Consider the following 17,405-nt stretch of genomic DNA (forward strand, 5'->3'; position numbering starts at 1 on the left):
TACATAAAGGAAGAGTTTCTTTTATTGGATTTTAACAATAAATTCTTTACTTTTACACCCGTTTCATTTGAATTAATCCCGACAATGATTCCAGAGCCAGAAGTTGTAGAGGAATTTGCCTCCGGCAGCCATGAAGCCTTCCACCGGATATTCAAGCTGTTTTATCCTAAAGTATATGCTTTTATACGAGGATTTATAAAGGATGCGTACGAATCGGAGGATTTAACCCAAATTGTATTCATCAAGCTATGGGAAAAGAGAGAGGCTTTTCTCAAGGTTCATCATTTTGACTCTTATCTGTTTACGCTAACCAAATATACGGTCTACAATTATATTTCGGCAAAAAAGACTGATGTGTCATGGAATGAAAACAACATCCCGGAAACATCCGACGAATATACGCCCCATGACGAGCTGATAGCGAAAGACCTGCAACTGCTGATGGATATGGTGGTGAGCAAAATGCCGCCCAAAAGAAAACTGATTTATGAATTAAGCAGAAAGAAAGGGCTATCCAACGAACAAATAGCAGAAAAGCTGGGAATACAGAAAAAGACAGTGGAAAATCATCTGAACATTGCTCTGAACGAACTTAGAGAAACCCTTTCGCTCTCCGTTTTACTTTATTTAATATTGTCGGCTTAGGTGTGACGCAGCATCCGGATGTCTTCTATAATATATAATACGAAAAATGAATAACTACATACATAAGATAATAGACTTCTTCTTTCATCATGATGTCTCCGACGAAATGGCAACCCGGGTATATAGACGCATGGTTTCTCCTACAGAAGATAAAATGAGGGAAGAAGCCGTTGCACGTATCTGGAACAAATTGAACAATGCCTCCTGCCCCGAAGAGAAAATAGAGAAGGCTTTTCATCAGTTAGAGTCTTCTATCAAAGATGAAAAGCGAACAGAATCCGTGGCAGCACCCAAACGCAAGCAGATTCTGAGAAGGATCAGTCCGGTCAGGGTGGCTGCCTTTTGGACCATCCCCCTAATCATGGCATGCCTTTCTGCCTACTACTATTACTCTACCCAAAGCTATGTGGCACAAAAGCTGTCCGAAGTGACTTACGTGCAACATTATGCCGCCATAGGAACACGCAACGAAGTGCTTTTGCCCGACGGAAGTAAAGTGTGCCTCAATGCGGGAACATTATTGATTTATCCCTCCACATTCGCTTCTGAAGCCCGGAGTGTCTATCTCTCGGGAGAAGCATTTTTTGAGGTCGCAAAAGACAAAGAGCATCCTTTCACCGTCACGACCAATCATTTGACCCTGAAGGTGCTCGGCACCACATTCAACGTTTCTGCCTACCCTGACAACAATCAGGTAATGGCCACTTTAGAGACCGGAAAATTGCAGGTGAAAGTGAATGAACAACCGGCAGAATATTTTTTAGAGCCTAACGACCAATTAATCTATACACCCGCCACCGGAAAGATACAACGGCATAAGATCAACACCGCATTGTACTCCAACTGGAAGACGGGTGGACTCTTCTTCGGCAACACACCGTTCAGCGATGTATTGCATACACTGGAGCGTGTCTACGGAGTAAAATTCCAACTACACACGTCTGCTTACCAAAATCAAAGCCTGAGAGTTCATTTCAACAAGGACGAATCGTTAGAGCATGTACTTCAAATCATAAAGATATTGATTCCGGGCATAGAATATGAGATTGCGGACAAAAACATATACGTAAAGTGAGCCGTTAGCGTTTATTAACAAAATACTCTTAGGTGTAGTTTCTTCTCATGCGGTCTTTATAATGTACGTACACCTTTTTTGTTACTAAATCTAATTAAAATGAAGAAGAAATTAGTCAGAGTATTATGGACTATGGCATTGGCCTTAGTCGGCAGTTTCCCGGTCAATGCACAGAAAGTTTCCTTCAATGGAGAACGTCTGTCTTTAAAGCAAGCGTTTGAAAAAATCGAATCAGTTTCGAAGTATAAGATTGCTTATAACACCTCCCAATTAGACATCAACAGGCAGGTTGTTCTGAATCAAAAAGAGCAAGACGTATTACAGGTCTTATCTGATTTGCTGAAAGGGACCGATTATTCATATCAAGTGACGGACAACTATATCGTCATCACCCAGAAAGAGAAAAACCGAAAAATCAGAGGCAGCATTAAAGATTCGGCCGGAGAGCCCATCATCGGCGCCAACGTGATTCTGAAAGGAGATGCCACCATCGGAACCATCACAAACATAGATGGGAATTTCGATTTGTCTGTTCCGGCCGATGCCGTTCTGCAAATATCATATGTCGGATACAATACGCTGGACGTTGCCGTGGGCAACCAATCCTCTCTTAACATTGTTCTGAAAGAAGATGCGGCAACGCTGGACGAAGTAGTGATTGTGGGATATGGTTCGCAAAAGAAAGTCAACGTAATCGGTTCCATTGCAGCGGTAGACAGCAAAGCACTGGAATCGCGTGCCGTGGCAGACGTCTCCAATATGCTGACCGGACAGATGTCGGGCGTAACCATTACGCAGGCCAACGGTAATCCGGGACAAGATGCCGGCACCATCCGCATCCGCGGTGTCGGCTCATTCGGAGCAACGCCCAACCCTTTAATCTTGGTGGATGGGCTTCCCGGCTCTTTAAGCGATTTGACACCGGCCGACATTGACAACATTTCGGTTTTGAAAGATGCCTCTTCTGCTGCCATTTATGGTTCACGCGCTGCAAACGGCGTCATTTTAGTCACAACCAAGAAAGGAAAGGAAGGTAAGGCCCACATTACCTACAATGGTTCGGTAGGTATGAGTCAGGCTACGGAGTTGCCCGAACTGGCCCATTCATATGAATACGCGGAATTTTATAATATGGCCACGCAAACCAATTCGTACACCCCCGAAATGATTCAAAAATATCGCGACGGGGCAGACCCTGACAACTATGCAGACGAAAGGTATCTCGAAGACCTATTGGGAGGGCATGCACTGCAAACCAAGCACGAATTGAGCGTCAGCGGCGGTACGGAAAAAGTACAATACATGGCATCGCTGGGCTACTTGCGCCAAAACGGTTTGCTGGCTCGCAACTATTATAACCGCTATAACGGGCGTGTCAACCTAAGCGCAGAATTGACAAAGAACTTAAGACTGCAAATCCACTTGAGCGGAATGGCTTCCGACCGTCACGAGCCGTCTACTCCGGGCATCTTGGACAACGGAGGATTTAAAGGTATCATATCCAATGCTGTCCGTTTTCCGGGCTTAACCCCGACTTATCTACAGAATGGCGAAATAGGCTTAGGCCCTAAACTGCAAGGAACACCTGTGGCATGGATGAATTGCGCATCGACATACAGTGAAGATTATGATAAGTTTACAAACAACATCGAACTGTCGTATCAACCGATAAGCGGCCTGAGACTGAAAGTAATCGGAGGTTATAACTATACGTTGGGACATGTCCGCCATTATCGTTGCGACATGGTTCTCACCGGTGGAAAGAGCACTGGCCCTTCGACATTGAACGATGAGATGGCACGCACGGTCTATAAGACCTTTCAGGCCGTGGCCGATTATGAAAAGACCTTAGGCAAGCACAACGTTGCCGCATTGGTGGGATATACATGGGAAGACGAGGGACAGCGTAACTTGTCGGGAACCCGTAACAATTTCCCTTCTGATGACGTGCCTTTCTTAAATGCCGGTGGAGCAGACGGACAGACCAATCAGGGTGGAGGTTATGATTGGGCTTTGCAATCCATATTCGGCCGTTTGACTTACAACTACGACCAACGTTATTTATTTGAAACCACCATGCGCTATGACGGCTCTTCCCGTTTCCCGACAAACAGCAAGTACGGTTTCTTCCCTTCTGTGGCTGCCGGATGGCGCATTTCAGAAGAACAATTCTGGAAAGAGAACGAGCACTTGGCTTTTATCAACAACCTGAAGCTGAAAGCCTCTTATGGCGTATTGGGTAACAACAACATCGGAAACTATCCCTATCAGTCTGTCTACGCATTAAGTCAGGCACAGAACTATGTATTTGGCGGTGTCTATACACAAGGAGCAGCCGTCACCACTTACGTTGACCCTACTCTGAAATGGGAGCGTACCCGCACGGCCGACATCGGCATTGAAACATCTTTCTTCAACAACAAACTGACATTCAATGCATCGTATTTCTACCGAAAAACCACAGATGTATTATACAAACCAGCCGCAAGCTACTCTTCCATTTTCGGCTTGAGTGTTTCTCAAGTGAATACCGGTGAGCTGGAGAATAAAGGTTGGGAGTTTGAAATTGGACATCAAAACACAATTGGTAAGTTCCGTTATCATATCAACGGCAATTTCTCCATCATCAAGAATAAAGTGCTGACATTGGGAATGGGAAATGTTACCCAGAACAATGGCATGATAGGTAATGGCAACGACTTGTTCATCGGCTATCCGATGCAGATGTTTTATGGTTACAAGACAGACGGCGTTTTCCTCACGAATGATGAAGTAAAAGACTGGCACGACCAAAGCGCGATAGCCAAAGGCTCTAAAGCCGGAGACATCCGCTACGTTGACACCACCGGAGACGGTAAGGTTACGCCGGACGATAAAGTATTCTTAGGTTCCCGTATTCCTAAATACACTTTCGGCCTGAACTTTGGCGGAGAGTATAAGGGCTTCGACCTTAGCGTATTGCTTCAAGGAGTTGCCAAAGTACAAGGCATGCTGTCTGTCTATGCAGGCCACGCTTTCTATCAGGAAGGAAATATCCAGAAATGGCAAATGGAGAATTGTTGGAATGTGCAGCAAGACAACCGTTACCCTGAATATCCCCGATTGGAAGTCATGTCTAATGCCGGCAGCAACAATACTTTGACTTCGGACTTTTGGGTATTGGATGCTTCCTACTTAAAAGTACGCAATGTTTCGTTAGGCTATACATTGCCCATCCAAACAGCAAAAAAGCTGAGAACAAACGGCATACGTTTCTATCTGTCGATGGACAATCCTTTCACTTTCAAGAGCTATCGTAAAGGATGGGATCCTGAAAATACGGACAACGACGGGCAATACTATCCTACTATGTCGACTTATACCATGGGATTAATATTAAAATTCTAATGCTTTATGAAAAGATTTATATATATAGTTCTTACAGTTTTCTCTGCTTCATTTTCATTTCAGGCATGTGATTTGGAGCGCTATCCTTTAACAGATTTGTCGGAAGATAAATTCTGGAATGATGATAAAAATGCCGAATTGGCGTTGACGTCCTTATACAGAGGCAGTATTACAAACGGAGTGGAATTTAATGTCTCCGATTTCTGGTCATATCACGGCTTGCTGTTTATGGAGCACTTGACGGACAATGCCTACGACCGTCGCGGCGAGAACAATCCGTTCTTCAGCATATCCAGCGGCAAGTTACTGAACAATAACGCTTTTATCAAGAACTATTGGTCCTCGGCCTACAAGCGCATAGGCTTGTGCAATCGCTTCCTCGAAGGTATTGCCACCGCTCCCGACTCGGAACGAAAAACACGGATGATTGCCGAAGCCCGCTTCCTGCGTGCCACTCAATATCATTATTTGGCAAGCTATTTCAAAGATGTACCATTAGTAACCAGGACATTGAGCGGTGAGGAAGCGAATACGGTTACGAAAGAAACACAGGCCAATATTTTGTCTTGGTGTATGACCGAATTCAAGGAAGCAGCTGCAAATCTTCCACGCTTTAAAGACATTCCCAACAGTCAAACAGGCCGTGCCTGCAAACAAGCCGCTTTGGCTTTTCTGGGCAGAACCTGCATGCTCAAGCAAAATTGGGCAGAGGGTGCTGCCGCATATAAAGAAATAATCAGTTATGGCGACAACTCGATCCATCCGACCTACAAGGAACTTTTCATGCCAGAAACCGGAGTAGGCAATCAAGAAAACATCTTCTATATCTCTTATCTGGAAAACTACTTTGGTTGCGGCGTCCCCCAACATATTTTGTCTGCCAAAGATGGCGGATGGAGTTTGTCCAACCCATCGGCGGGGCTATTCGAGTCTTATGAGTTCAAAGACGGAACTCCGTTCAGCTATGACGACCCGCGCTACGACCCCAAAAGTTTAGGTAAAGACCGTGACCCACGCTTGGACTATACCATTTATTACAACGGAGCAACTTTCATGGGAACGGAATATCGCATGCATCCGGACTATGAAGCGTCAAAAAAAGAACGGTTGGATTATTCTTCTGAAGCATCCAGAACAGGCTTTATGTGGCGCAAATATTTCGATGGGAATCCTATCAACGATTTAAAGAGCTATAGTGCCGTGACTCCCGTCATCAGATATGCAGAAGTATTGCTAAGCTATCTGGAATGTATGATCGAAAGCGGACAGGCCATCGAACAGTCTTTATTGAATGCAACCATTAATCTTGTGCGCGGACGTGCCGACGTAAAGATGCCGCCAATTACAGAAACGAACCCGGATAAATTGCGTGAATTGGTTCGTCGGGAACGTCGTATCGAATTGGCCTACGAAGGTATAAGATATTGGGATTTGCTACGCTGGAATATAGCTCACGAGGTGCTTGTCGGCGAGGTATGGGGTGCTCCTTATCCTAATTCTAAAGCCTATGCGTCCTCCAGTAAGTTTATAGACCCGACAGGCCATTTCCGTTGGTATGTAGGAAGGCGGGATTTTCGCAATCCTCAAGATTACAGATGGCCCGTTCCATTGTCTGAACAAAATATAAATCCTAACTTGCGCGAATAATTCCAATCATCAAGGAGGTGCGTCAAAAAAAAGACGCCTGCAACATAATAAGGAGCAGAATTGCCCGGTATTCATACGATTCTGTAAATGAATATAGTGAGTGCTGTGTGATTCTGCACCTGAAAAAAGGATTATAAAAACCTATCCGACAAAAACAGCTTATGAAAAACCAACACTTAGCATTCACTCTTCTCGCACCGATAGTATGTTCTGCTTTGCCAACAAAAGCCCAAAACATAAAAAGCAACAAAGTGACCAACCGAGAACGACCTAATGTGATCATTATTCTGGCTGACGACTTAGGCTACGGAGATTTAGAATGTTATGGCGCAAAAAATGTGCAAACTCCTAATGTCAATCGTTTGGCCGGCCGGGGCATTCGCTTCACCAATGCACATGCCATAGCTGCCACCAGCACCCCTTCACGTTATTCCATATTGACGGGCGAATACGCCTGGCGCCGTCCCGACACGGACGTAGCCGCCGGAAATGCCGGAATGATTATCCGCCCCGAACAATATACGATGGCAGATATGTTCAAGAACGCCGGATATACCACTTGCGCCATCGGCAAATGGCACTTAGGACTGGGTGACAAAACGGCCCGGCAAGACTGGAATGCTCCGCTCCCTGCCGCCTTAGGAGATTTGGGATTCGATTACCACTACATCATGGCAGCAACAGCCGACCGCGTCCCATGCGTATTTATAGAAAACGGGAAAGTGGCAAACCATGACCCTTCTGCCCCTATTGAGGTGAGCTATACACAAAACTTCGCGGGAGAGCCTACGGGAGCCCGAAATCCGGAGTTGCTTTATAATCTGAAACCGAGCCACGGACATGACATGGCCATTGTAAACGGCATCAGCCGCATCGGTTTCATGAAAGGTGGCGGCAAAGCTCTTTGGAAAGATGAAAACATAGCAGACTCCATCACGAGCCATGCCATAGAGTTCATAAGGAAACATCAAAACGAACCGTTCTTCATGTACTTTGCCACCAATGACATTCATGTCCCCCGCTTTCCGCACGAGCGATTCCGAGGCAAAAGCCCGATGGGGCTGCGTGGAGATGCCATCGTTCAGTTCGACTGGTCTGTGGGGCAACTAATGAACACGCTGGACAAACTCGGTTTAACAGAAAACACACTAATCATCCTGTCGAGCGATAACGGTCCTGTAGTAGACGATGGTTACGACGATAAAGCGGAAGAGTTATTGAACGGACATACACCTTCCGGTCCGTGGAGAGGGAATAAGTACAGCGCATTTGAAGGAGGCACTGCTGTTCCCACCATTGTGCATTGGCCTAAAAAAATAAAAGAAAGCAGTGAATCGGATGTACTGATGTCACAGATCGACTGGATGGCCTCTTTAGGCGCTTTGGTAAATGCCGTTTTTCCCCAAGGCAGCGCATCCGACAGCCATAACCGCATCGGCAACCTGCTGGGAACAGACAACACCGACCGTCCCTGGATAGTGGAGCTTGCCGCCAATCATGTATTGTCCGTTCGCACCAAAGAGTGGAAATACATCGAACCGAACGATGGACCTGCCATGATACAGTGGGGACCGAAGATTGAAACCGGAAATTCAAGTACCCCGCAGCTTTATGATATGAAAAAAGACCGATACGAGCGTGTCAATATGGCTTCACAACATCCGGACGTTGTGTATAATATGCAGAATATTCTTCGAAGAGTACGTAATAAGACAATAAAGATAAAATAGTCACGATTAAAGCAAAAGACTGCCCGTCATTGTGGAATTTTGCCTAATGACGGGCAGTCTTCCCCATCCCATCTATTCCCACTCTTTTTATATTCCTTTCTTTAGCCCCCTCTTCCTCCAATAGAAAAAACCGCAATAGCTTCCTGACCGGATAAAACAGGCAACGTTGTGCACCGGATTAATCGGCCAAACGTGGGCGACATCAAGAAACCTATCCCTACGCAAGAAGTATAAAGAATAAAAATACCACAAATTTTAGCCGTTTTTGTATATTATATCTCAAAAAATCGCTACTTTTGCGGCATTCTCAGAATAATTATACAAAACATGAAGAAAAAAGCAAGTAGGTTAGAGGCCATCAAAATGATTATTTCAAGCAAAGAACTCAGTTCACAAGAAGAATTGTTGTCTGCTTTGGAAAAGGAAGGTTTTGAGTTGACGCAAGCCACCTTGTCACGCGACTTGAAGCAGCTGAAAGTTGCAAAAGCAGCAAACATGAACGGGAAGTATGTATATGTATTGCCCAACAACATCATGTATAAACGCCTCAATGAGCAAAGCACCAGTGAGATGCTTATGACGAGCGGTTTCATCTCGCTTCAGTTCTCCGGCAATATCGCCGTCATCCGCACCCGCCCCGGATATGCCAGCAGCATGGCCTACGACATCGACAACCGCGAATGCCCCGCCATCTTGGGAACCATTGCCGGAGACGATACTATTATGCTGGTGCTACACAAAGCAGCATCGCACGACGAGGTGCTCGGCTTTCTGTCTCAAATCATTCCGAACATCCAATAACATATATAATGAAAAAGCAAAATGAAAGGATAAGAGGTGTTCTCTTGTTCTTCATCTCTAATCAATGAATAGAAATGGATTCGAAACAAATCGATGTAATGGTGGCAGATGCCTCACATGAAATTTACGTGGACAAGATACTGGAGACCATCCGCGAAGCAGCCAAGGTGCGCGGAACAGGCATCGCAGAGCGTACACACGAATACGTAGCCACCAAGATGAGGGAAGGAAAAGCCATCATTGCTTTGTGTGGCGAGGAGTTCGCCGGCTTCACCTATATAGAAAGTTGGGGAAACAAACAATACGTGGCAACCTCGGGTTTGATAGTGCATCCCGATTACCGAGGATTAGGACTGGCCAAACGCATCAAGACGGCCTCTTTCCGTCTGGCACGCCTGCGATGGCCCAATGCCAAGGTATTCAGCCTCACCAGCGGGGCGGCCGTGATGAAGATGAATACCGAGCTGGGCTACGTTCCCGTCACCTTCAACGAGCTGACGGATGACGACGCCTTTTGGAAAGGTTGCGAAGGTTGCATCAACCACGATATATTAATGGCTAAGGAGCGTAAATTCTGCATCTGCACGGCAATGCTTTACGACCCGAAGCAACACGAAGACGATAAAATCTAAAAAACGCCAAAGATATGGAAGCAAAAAAGAAGAAAGTAGTAGTGGCGTTCAGCGGCGGTCTGGACACCTCGTTCACGGTGATGTATCTTGCCAAAGAGAAAGGGTACGAGGTTTACGCGGCTTGCGCCGACACCGGAGGCTTCAGTACCGAACAACTGAAGACCAACGAAGAGAATGCCTATAAGCTGGGGGCAAAAGCATACGTCACCCTCGACGTGACGCGGGAGTATTACGACAAGAGCCTGAAGTACATGGTATTCGGCAACGTGCTGCGCAATGGCACATACCCCATCTCCGTAAGTTCCGAACGCATCTTCCAGGCACTTGCCATTGCCCGCTATGCCAACGAGATAGGAGCAGATGCCATTGCCCACGGCTCTACGGGGGCAGGCAACGACCAGATTCGTTTCGACATGACCTTTCTGGTTATGGCGCCGGGCGTGGAAATTATCACACTGACGCGTGACATGGCCCTGAGCCGTCAGGAAGAGATTGATTACCTGAACAAGCATGGCTTTGAAGCCGACTTCGCCAAACTGAAATACTCGTATAACGTCGGTCTGTGGGGCACCAGCATCTGCGGCGGCGAGATTCTGGATTCCGCCAAGGGATTGCCCGAAAGCGCCTACCTGAAGCACTGCCGGAAAGAAGGCAGCGAACAGCTGCGCCTCACCTTCGAGAAAGGCGAACTGAAAGCCGTGAACGACGAGCGCTTCGACGACCCCATCAAAGCCATCCGGAAAGTAGAAGAGACAGGCGCCGCTTACGGCATCGGGCGAGACATGCACGTGGGCGATACGATCATAGGCATCAAGGGGCGTGTTGGCTTTGAGGCCGCCGCAGCAATGCTGATTATCGGCGCTCACCGCTTCCTCGAAAAATATACGTTGAGCAAATGGCAGCAGTACTGGAAAGACCAAGTGGCCAACTGGTACGGCATGTTCCTGCACGAAAGCCAGTATCTGGAGCCGGTGATGCGCGACATCGAGGCCATGCTGGAGTCATCGCAACGCAACGTGAACGGCACGGTCATTCTGGAACTGCGTCCGCTGAGTTTCTCCACCGTGGGAGTGGAAAGCAAGGACGACCTCGTGAAAACCAAATTCGGAGAATATGGAGAGATGCAGAAAGGCTGGACGGCGGAAGATGCCAAAGGCTTTATCAAAGTGACCTCCACCCCGCTACGGGTTTATTACGCCAACCATAAGGACGAAGAATTTTAGTTCTTCTGCCTTGTGAGTGGATTTTCAGAAGCGGACTATCCGAAACGCATTATATTTATACCGAAAAAACAACAGATATTGACAACATGATTAAAGTAGGAATTATCGGCGGAGCCGGATACACGGCAGGCGAACTGATACGCCTGCTCATCAACCACCCCGAAGCGGAAATCGTTTTCATCAACAGTTCGAGCAATGCCGGAAACAAAATCACCGACGTGCACGAAGGCCTGTACGGTGAAACGGATTTGGAGTTTACCGACCGCCTTCCGCTGGACGAAATCGACGTGCTCTTCTTTTGTACCGCACACGGCGACACAAAGAAATTTCTGGAGAGCCACAACCTTCCGGAAGAGCTGAAGATTATCGACCTCTCCATGGACTACCGCATCGCTTCGCCCGAACACGACTTCATCTATGGTCTGCCTGAATTGAACCGACGTGCCACCTGCACGGCAAAGCACGTTGCCAATCCGGGCTGTTTTGCCACTTGCATCCAGTTGGGACTGCTGCCTCTGGCAAAGCACCTGATGCTGAACGACGACATTACGGTGAATGCCATCACCGGAAGCACGGGGGCAGGCGTAAAGCCGGGCGCAACGAGCCACTTCAGTTGGCGCAACAACAACCTGAGTGTCTACAAGGCCTTTGAGCACCAGCACATGCCCGAAATCAAGCAGTCGCTCAAGCAGTTGCAAAACAGTTTCAACTCGGAAATCGACTTCATCCCCTATCGCGGCGACTTCCCTCGCGGCATCTTCGCCACCATCGTAGTGAAGACCAAAGTGGCGTTGGAAGAAATCGTACGCATGTACGAGGAGTATTATGCCAAAGACTCTTTCACGCACATCGTGGAGAAGAACATCGACCTGAAGCAGGTGGTGAACACCAACAAGTGCCTCATCCACTTGGAGAAGCACGGAAACAAGCTGCTCATCATCTCTTGCATAGACAACCTGCTGAAAGGTGCCAGCGGACAGGCTGTGCACAATATGAACCTGATGTTCAATCTGGAAGAGACGGTGGGACTTAAGCTGAAGCCGAGTGCATTTTAAAAAGCCTCTCTTCCCGCAGGAAAGGGAAGGAGGGTAAGGAAAACTGTATTTAATCACATAAAACGATGGTAACTTACCTCTTTAGCTTATGAATTTATTCGATGTATATCCCCTTTTTGACATCCATATCGTCAAAGGAAAAGGTTGCTGTGTATGGGACGAGAACGGAACGGAATATCTCGACCTCTATGGCGGCCACGCTGTCATTTCCATCGGCCACGCCCACCCGCATTATGTAGAGATGATAAGCAGGCAAGTGGCGACACTGGGATTTTATTCCAACTCCGTCATCAACAAATTGCAGCAACAGGTGGCCGAACGGTTAGGAAAGGTCTGCGGCTACGACGACTATTCCTTATTCCTCATCAACAGCGGCGCCGAAGCCAACGAGAATGCCCTGAAGCTTTCTTCTTTCCACAACGGACGGACGCGTGTGGTTTCCTTCAAGAAGGCTTTCCACGGGCGCACCTCGCTGGCGGTGGAGGCCACCGACAATCCTAAAATCATTGCCCCCATCAACGAGTGCGGACACGTGACCTACCTGCCTTTGAACGACATCGAAGCCATGAAGGCGGAACTGGCGAAAGGCGATGTCTGTGCCGTCATCATCGAAGGCATTCAGGGGGTGGGCGGCATACAACTGCCCACCGGCGAGTTTATGCGTGCCCTGCGCAGGGCTTGCACCGAGCACAACACGGTGCTGATTCTCGATGAGATACAGAGCGGATACGGACGCAGCGGCAAGTTCTTCGCCCACCAACATCACGGCATCAAGGCCGACATCATCACCGTGGCCAAAGGCATCGGCAACGGTTTCCCGATGGCAGGCGTACTCATCAGCCCCATGTTCGCTCCTATCCACGGACAGCTTGGCACGACTTTCGGCGGCAACCATCTGGCTTGCAGCGCCGCACTTGCCGTATTGGACGTGATGGAGCAGGAAAACCTTGTGGAGAATGCCGCCAAGGTAGGCGCTTATTTGCAGCAAGAGCTGAAGAAGATGCCGCAAATCAAGGACGTGCGTGGCTTGGGCCTGATGATTGGTCTGGAATTCGAAGCTCCCATCAAGGAGTTGCGGCTGAGACTCCTGAAAGAGCAACACGTGTTTACCGGTGTCAGCGGCACGAACGTGATTCGCCTGCTTCCGCCCCTCTGCCTCAGCCTGAAAGAGGCGGATATATTCCTCGAACGTCTCAGGAGAGTGTTGGAATAAAAGAGAGTAGCGACAAATACAACATACAAAGAGAAGGAGATGTGAATGTTTTGAACACATCTCCTTTTTTCAGGCATAAAGTATCTTCATAACTTCTTTCAGGCACGGAAGCATACGGAATTCTTCGGCTTCATTCATAATGCCGGTTTAAGTTCTACGTTCAAGCCTAAGGCATTTACCATCCTGTAAAAAGTCGCCACACTCGGAACCGTAATCCCTTTTTCCATTCGTGAGATGTATGATTGTCAGTTCCGATACGTTTAGCCAACTCTTCTTGTGTCAAACGTGCATTTTTACGAGCGTCAAGCAGTATCTGACCAGTATAGAAAGCGTATGCTTCTTCATCGAATTCAGCACATTTTCCGAGATGGAACAAAAAAGGAAACGATGGGCTGTTGTTGCTTCATAAATGCAAACCAAAACAAAGCCGCATTATAAGGTTTTATATGCCGATTCGGAATAAAAAACGCCCCATTTCATACCCCCTATCTTTCCCCTTATATAGTGAAGCCACTTCCCAATACGACTGAAGCCACTTCCCAATACGAGTGAGGTGGCTTCAGTCGTATTGGGAAGTATAGTCTCACAGTAACGAAGAGGGGTGAAACTTTTGGTCAAGCCCTCGTGGAAAGCATGAAACTTCAATCTTTCCAATCATATTCCTCCGTATAACGGTCGTATACGGGTTTCCCGTCCGTACCGCTGCGGGCAAAGAGGTCGGCTATCATCTTCTGCTCTTCAACGTATAGAGGGCGTTCCTGATGCAAGATGCGATAGTAAGTGGGTTTGGAGAAAGATTGGCGAATTTTGCTTAACAAACCGGTGGCAATGCCGTAGGGAACCTCGTTGCACAAAGCGGAAATGCCCCATGCCAAGCGCACCTTATCCGCCGAGCGCAAATGAGGACACATGCCCGCCGGCTTCGGATAGGCCACGGGGTTGACACAACGGAGCACGACGGGCTCTTTCGGGGCATGGAGAGCCGCAAGGCGATGCAGGCAGTTGTCACCGTGCCGGCAGTCGGCGTTGAAGCAGTGAACATAGTTTTCGGGAACAAGGCTGTAATCAAAATCAGTATTCATAAGTGCTTTATTTCAAAAAAACATTCCAATGACAGGACAAAGATAGGCATTATTCCTTTAACAGCTTACTTTTTTCACTCTCATCCACTGCTCCGCAATGTATAAATCACTATATTTGCTGTCAAAACAACGCACTTAGAGTCTGTTTTGAGAGCCTTAAATAAGTTTCCCCAATAAAGCCTAAACAGATTCTCAGAAAAGAAACGAATATGAAAGTAGCGATTATCGGAGCCGGAAACATGGGCGGAGCCATCGCCCGAGGCATGGCAAAGGGCAGCATCGTCCCTGCCGGAAACATCACCGTGGCAGACCCCTCGCAAGAGAAATTAGACAAATTGCAGGCGGAGCACGCTTCCCTGCACGTGACAACCGGCAACCGTGAAGCCGCGGACAAGGCCGACATGATAATCCTTGCCGTGAAGCCGTGGCTGGCGGAGCCCGTGATAAAGGAACTGCAAATAGCATCGGACGCCCTTTTCGTATCCGTGGCGGCAGGCATCACGTGCGAACAGCTGGCAGAATACATCGGGAACGACCGGCAGACACTGTTCCGCCTCATCCCCAACACCGCCATCAGCGAGATGCAGAGCATGACGCTCATCAGCAGCCATAACGCCTCCGCCGAACAAGAACAGTTGATGCTGGACATCTTCAACGAGATGGGGCTGGCCATGCTGCTGCCCGAAGAGAAGATGGCCGCCGCCACCGCCATGACTTCCTGCGGCATCGCCTACGTGCTGAAGTACATTCAGGCAGCCATGCAGGCAGGCATCGAGCTGGGCATCTATCCCAAAGACGGCATGAAGATGGTGGCACAGTCGGTGAAAGGCGCGGCAGAGCTGATACTGAACAACGACACGCACCCCGGCGCGGAAATAGACAAAGTGTGCACGCCCGGCGGCATCACCATACGGGGCATCAACGAGCTGGAGCACGAAGGATTCACCTCGGCCGTGATAAAGGCAATCAAGAAGAGTAGCTGACAAAGCCTGTTCAAAACAATATTCCTCACAACTTATAACAGTTTAAATATCAACTCAAATGGATTTGAATCTTGCGGATATAAAAGAAGAGGTGCTCGAATTTATCATTGAAGGGGCACAAACCGAGGTTCGCATTCTGACTGTGGCTGATAACCGATTATACATTTACAAAGAAAAAACATTCGTCCCCGACGAATTGGATTTTCAAACAACTATCACGCTTATACATCCGGAAGATGCCCCCGGCTATGTGCAAATGTTCAACGATATTTCAACGGGCAAGATACACAAAAACCGGAAAGATTTCAGAATAAGAAGCGGTGATGGAAGTTTTCGCCTCCACCGCATTCACTGCATGCGCCACGCAGACCATCTGGGTAAAACGGACTACATTCTCTGCACCCAACGCGATATAACCGCCCATGCAAGGAAGGCTGAGAGGAATACGGAATTGGCCAATTATACCAATCATGCCCACCTGATAAACCAAAGCTGCGGCATCACCCTATGGCGCTACAATCCATATACGCGCATCTTCCACAACATCGACCCCTATCTCGATGAATACGAGCCGGACATGACAGCCGAACAGCTATTGCAATTCACCCACCCCGACGACAAAGAGACAGTGAGCAAATACCTTGAACGCAGCGAAGCCCTTTGCACACAGATGCAGCAGTTTCATTGCAGCTGTGCATGGGAAAACGGCATGGATTATCACTACTACAAATTCATCCAGATTCCTCTCTTCGACGAAGAAGGCAAACTGAAGGAATACGGCATTGCCCGCATAGACGAAACAGAGAAGGCACAGACCGAACAAATGCTCCGCATCTCGCAAAAAGTGGGCAGAGTAGGCTCATGGAGCATAGACTATCACACAGGCAAATGTGTGTATTCCGAAGAGCTGAAACGACTATTGGAAGTAAATGAATACACCCCGGACTTCAGTATCCACAACCACGTACACGCAGACGACAAAGCCGAATTTGAGCGCATCATAGCCGAAAACAAGGTGCAGGGAACCGATTACTCCTTCATCATGCGATTCAACACGACAACCGGGCAAGTGAAATGGATGGAGTTCCGAGGCACAGCCATCAAAAACATAGAAGACAAGGTAGTGGGCTACTACGGCACACTGACCGACGTGACCGACATCTATCTGGCCCGACTGAAAGCCGAGGAGAGCGACCGGCTGAAGACGGCTTTCCTTGCCAACATGAGCCATGAGATACGCACACCGCTCAATGCCATTGTGGGATTCAGCGACATACTGGCCACGGAAGAGGTAAGCCCGGAAGATAAAAAATCGTTTGGAAATATAATCCGGTCGAACAACGAACAATTACTCATGCTGATCAATGATATTCTCGACCTCAGCAATCTGGAATCAGGCAGTGTCAAGTTCGTAAAGACCTCTTTCGATGTGGAAGAACTGATGAACGAAATCTATGCCTCCTACCATCCCAAGTTTAAAGAACTGCCCATCAAGCTCGTCTACACACCGAGAGGCAAACAAATCACGATGTACCAAGACCGCCAACGCCTGACGGCCGTATTGACCAACTTCGTGAACAACGCCATCAAATACACCGACGAAGGCACCATCACCATCGGCTATCAGGAAGAAGCCGAAGGAGTGAAGTTTACAGTAACCGACACCGGAACGGGCATACCGAACGAGTTGTTGGACAAGATTTTCGACCGATTCGAGAAGTTGGGCTCTTTGGTGAAAGGCACGGGCTTGGGGTTGAGCATCTGCAAGACACTTGCCGACTGTATGCATGGAAAGATAGGCGTAGAATCTGCCCCCGGCAAAGGCAGTACCTTCTGGTTCTGGCTGGGACTGAAATAAAATCTACCGCCACAAAGGTTATATAAACGGCAAAATGGTTACCTTTGCCGATATACAGTAAAGAAAATACATCT

At 47.9% G+C, this 17,405-nt stretch carries 13 protein-coding genes and 1 pseudogene; 12 read left to right on the forward strand and 2 right to left on the reverse strand.

The features are described 5' to 3' along the window. Positions 1 to 84: 84 nt before the first annotated feature. The 10 genes from C3V43_RS07875 (at position 85) to C3V43_RS07920 (ending at position 13,408) form a co-directional block, all read left to right on the forward strand. On the forward strand, positions 85 to 645 hold the full coding sequence (locus C3V43_RS07875) for an RNA polymerase sigma-70 factor (protein WP_106069329.1): 561 nt from the start codon (positions 85 to 87) through the stop codon (positions 643 to 645). A 46-nt stretch (positions 646 to 691) separates the two neighbouring features. After that, on the forward strand, positions 692 to 1,720 hold the full coding sequence (locus C3V43_RS07880; protein ID WP_106069330.1) for a FecR family protein: 1,029 nt from the start codon (positions 692 to 694) through the stop codon (positions 1,718 to 1,720). Positions 1,721 to 1,819: 99 nt separating this feature from the next. Continuing rightward, a complete protein-coding gene (locus tag C3V43_RS07885) occupies positions 1,820 to 5,107 on the forward strand; it encodes a TonB-dependent receptor (RefSeq protein ID WP_106069331.1) in 3,288 nt (1,095 codons plus the stop codon). A 6-nt stretch (positions 5,108 to 5,113) separates the two neighbouring features. Beyond that, a complete protein-coding gene (locus C3V43_RS07890; RefSeq protein ID WP_106069332.1) occupies positions 5,114 to 6,754 on the forward strand; it encodes a RagB/SusD family nutrient uptake outer membrane protein in 1,641 nt (546 codons plus the stop codon). A gap of 161 nt (positions 6,755 to 6,915) precedes the next feature. After that, positions 6,916 to 8,484 (forward strand): sulfatase family protein, encoded by a 1,569-nt coding sequence (locus C3V43_RS07895; RefSeq protein ID WP_106069333.1) that lies wholly within the window; start codon positions 6,916 to 6,918, stop codon positions 8,482 to 8,484. A 327-nt stretch (positions 8,485 to 8,811) separates the two neighbouring features. Then, positions 8,812 to 9,285 carry an arginine repressor gene (gene argR / locus C3V43_RS07900; RefSeq protein WP_106069334.1) on the forward strand — a complete coding sequence of 158 codons (474 nt, stop codon included), beginning with the start codon at positions 8,812 to 8,814 and terminating at the stop codon, positions 9,283 to 9,285. Positions 9,286 to 9,359: 74 nt separating this feature from the next. After that, positions 9,360 to 9,917 carry a GNAT family N-acetyltransferase gene (locus C3V43_RS07905; RefSeq protein ID WP_106069335.1) on the forward strand — a complete coding sequence of 186 codons (558 nt, stop codon included), beginning with the start codon at positions 9,360 to 9,362 and terminating at the stop codon, positions 9,915 to 9,917. 14 nt (positions 9,918 to 9,931) lie between these two features. Further along, a complete protein-coding gene (locus C3V43_RS07910) occupies positions 9,932 to 11,140 on the forward strand; it encodes an argininosuccinate synthase (protein ID WP_106069336.1) in 1,209 nt (402 codons plus the stop codon). Positions 11,141 to 11,226: 86 nt separating this feature from the next. Next, the gene (argC, locus tag C3V43_RS07915; RefSeq protein ID WP_106069337.1) at positions 11,227 to 12,195 is read left to right on the forward strand and encodes an N-acetyl-gamma-glutamyl-phosphate reductase; all 969 of its coding nucleotides are present in this window, start codon (positions 11,227 to 11,229) and stop codon (positions 12,193 to 12,195) included. 88 nt (positions 12,196 to 12,283) lie between these two features. Next, positions 12,284 to 13,408: an aspartate aminotransferase family protein gene (locus C3V43_RS07920; protein WP_106069338.1), complete on the forward strand. Its 1,125-nt coding sequence runs from the start codon at positions 12,284 to 12,286 to the stop codon at positions 13,406 to 13,408. Positions 13,409 to 13,542: 134 nt separating this feature from the next. Here the strand turns inward: C3V43_RS07920 and C3V43_RS14785 are convergent. Together C3V43_RS14785 and C3V43_RS07930 are read right to left on the reverse strand one after the other, a co-directional pair. Then, positions 13,543 to 13,763: pseudogene (locus C3V43_RS14785) on the reverse strand (helix-turn-helix domain-containing protein); the annotation flags it as partial. 286 nt (positions 13,764 to 14,049) lie between these two features. After that, positions 14,050 to 14,490, reverse strand: coding sequence for a DUF6078 family protein (locus C3V43_RS07930; RefSeq protein WP_106069339.1), 441 nt, complete (start codon positions 14,488 to 14,490; stop codon positions 14,050 to 14,052). 209 nt (positions 14,491 to 14,699) lie between these two features. On the opposite strand from C3V43_RS07930, the gene proC reads away from it, so the two are divergent. Beyond that, the gene (gene proC / locus C3V43_RS07935; RefSeq protein ID WP_106069340.1) at positions 14,700 to 15,473 is read left to right on the forward strand and encodes a pyrroline-5-carboxylate reductase; all 774 of its coding nucleotides are present in this window, start codon (positions 14,700 to 14,702) and stop codon (positions 15,471 to 15,473) included. A 58-nt stretch (positions 15,474 to 15,531) separates the two neighbouring features. Further along, positions 15,532 to 17,331: a sensor histidine kinase gene (locus C3V43_RS07940; RefSeq protein WP_106069341.1), complete on the forward strand. Its 1,800-nt coding sequence runs from the start codon at positions 15,532 to 15,534 to the stop codon at positions 17,329 to 17,331. The last annotated feature ends 74 nt before the right edge of the window (positions 17,332 to 17,405 follow it).

The organism is Prevotella heparinolytica (genome assembly GCF_002998535.1).
Lineage (GTDB): Bacteria > Bacteroidota > Bacteroidia > Bacteroidales > Bacteroidaceae > Bacteroides > Bacteroides heparinolyticus.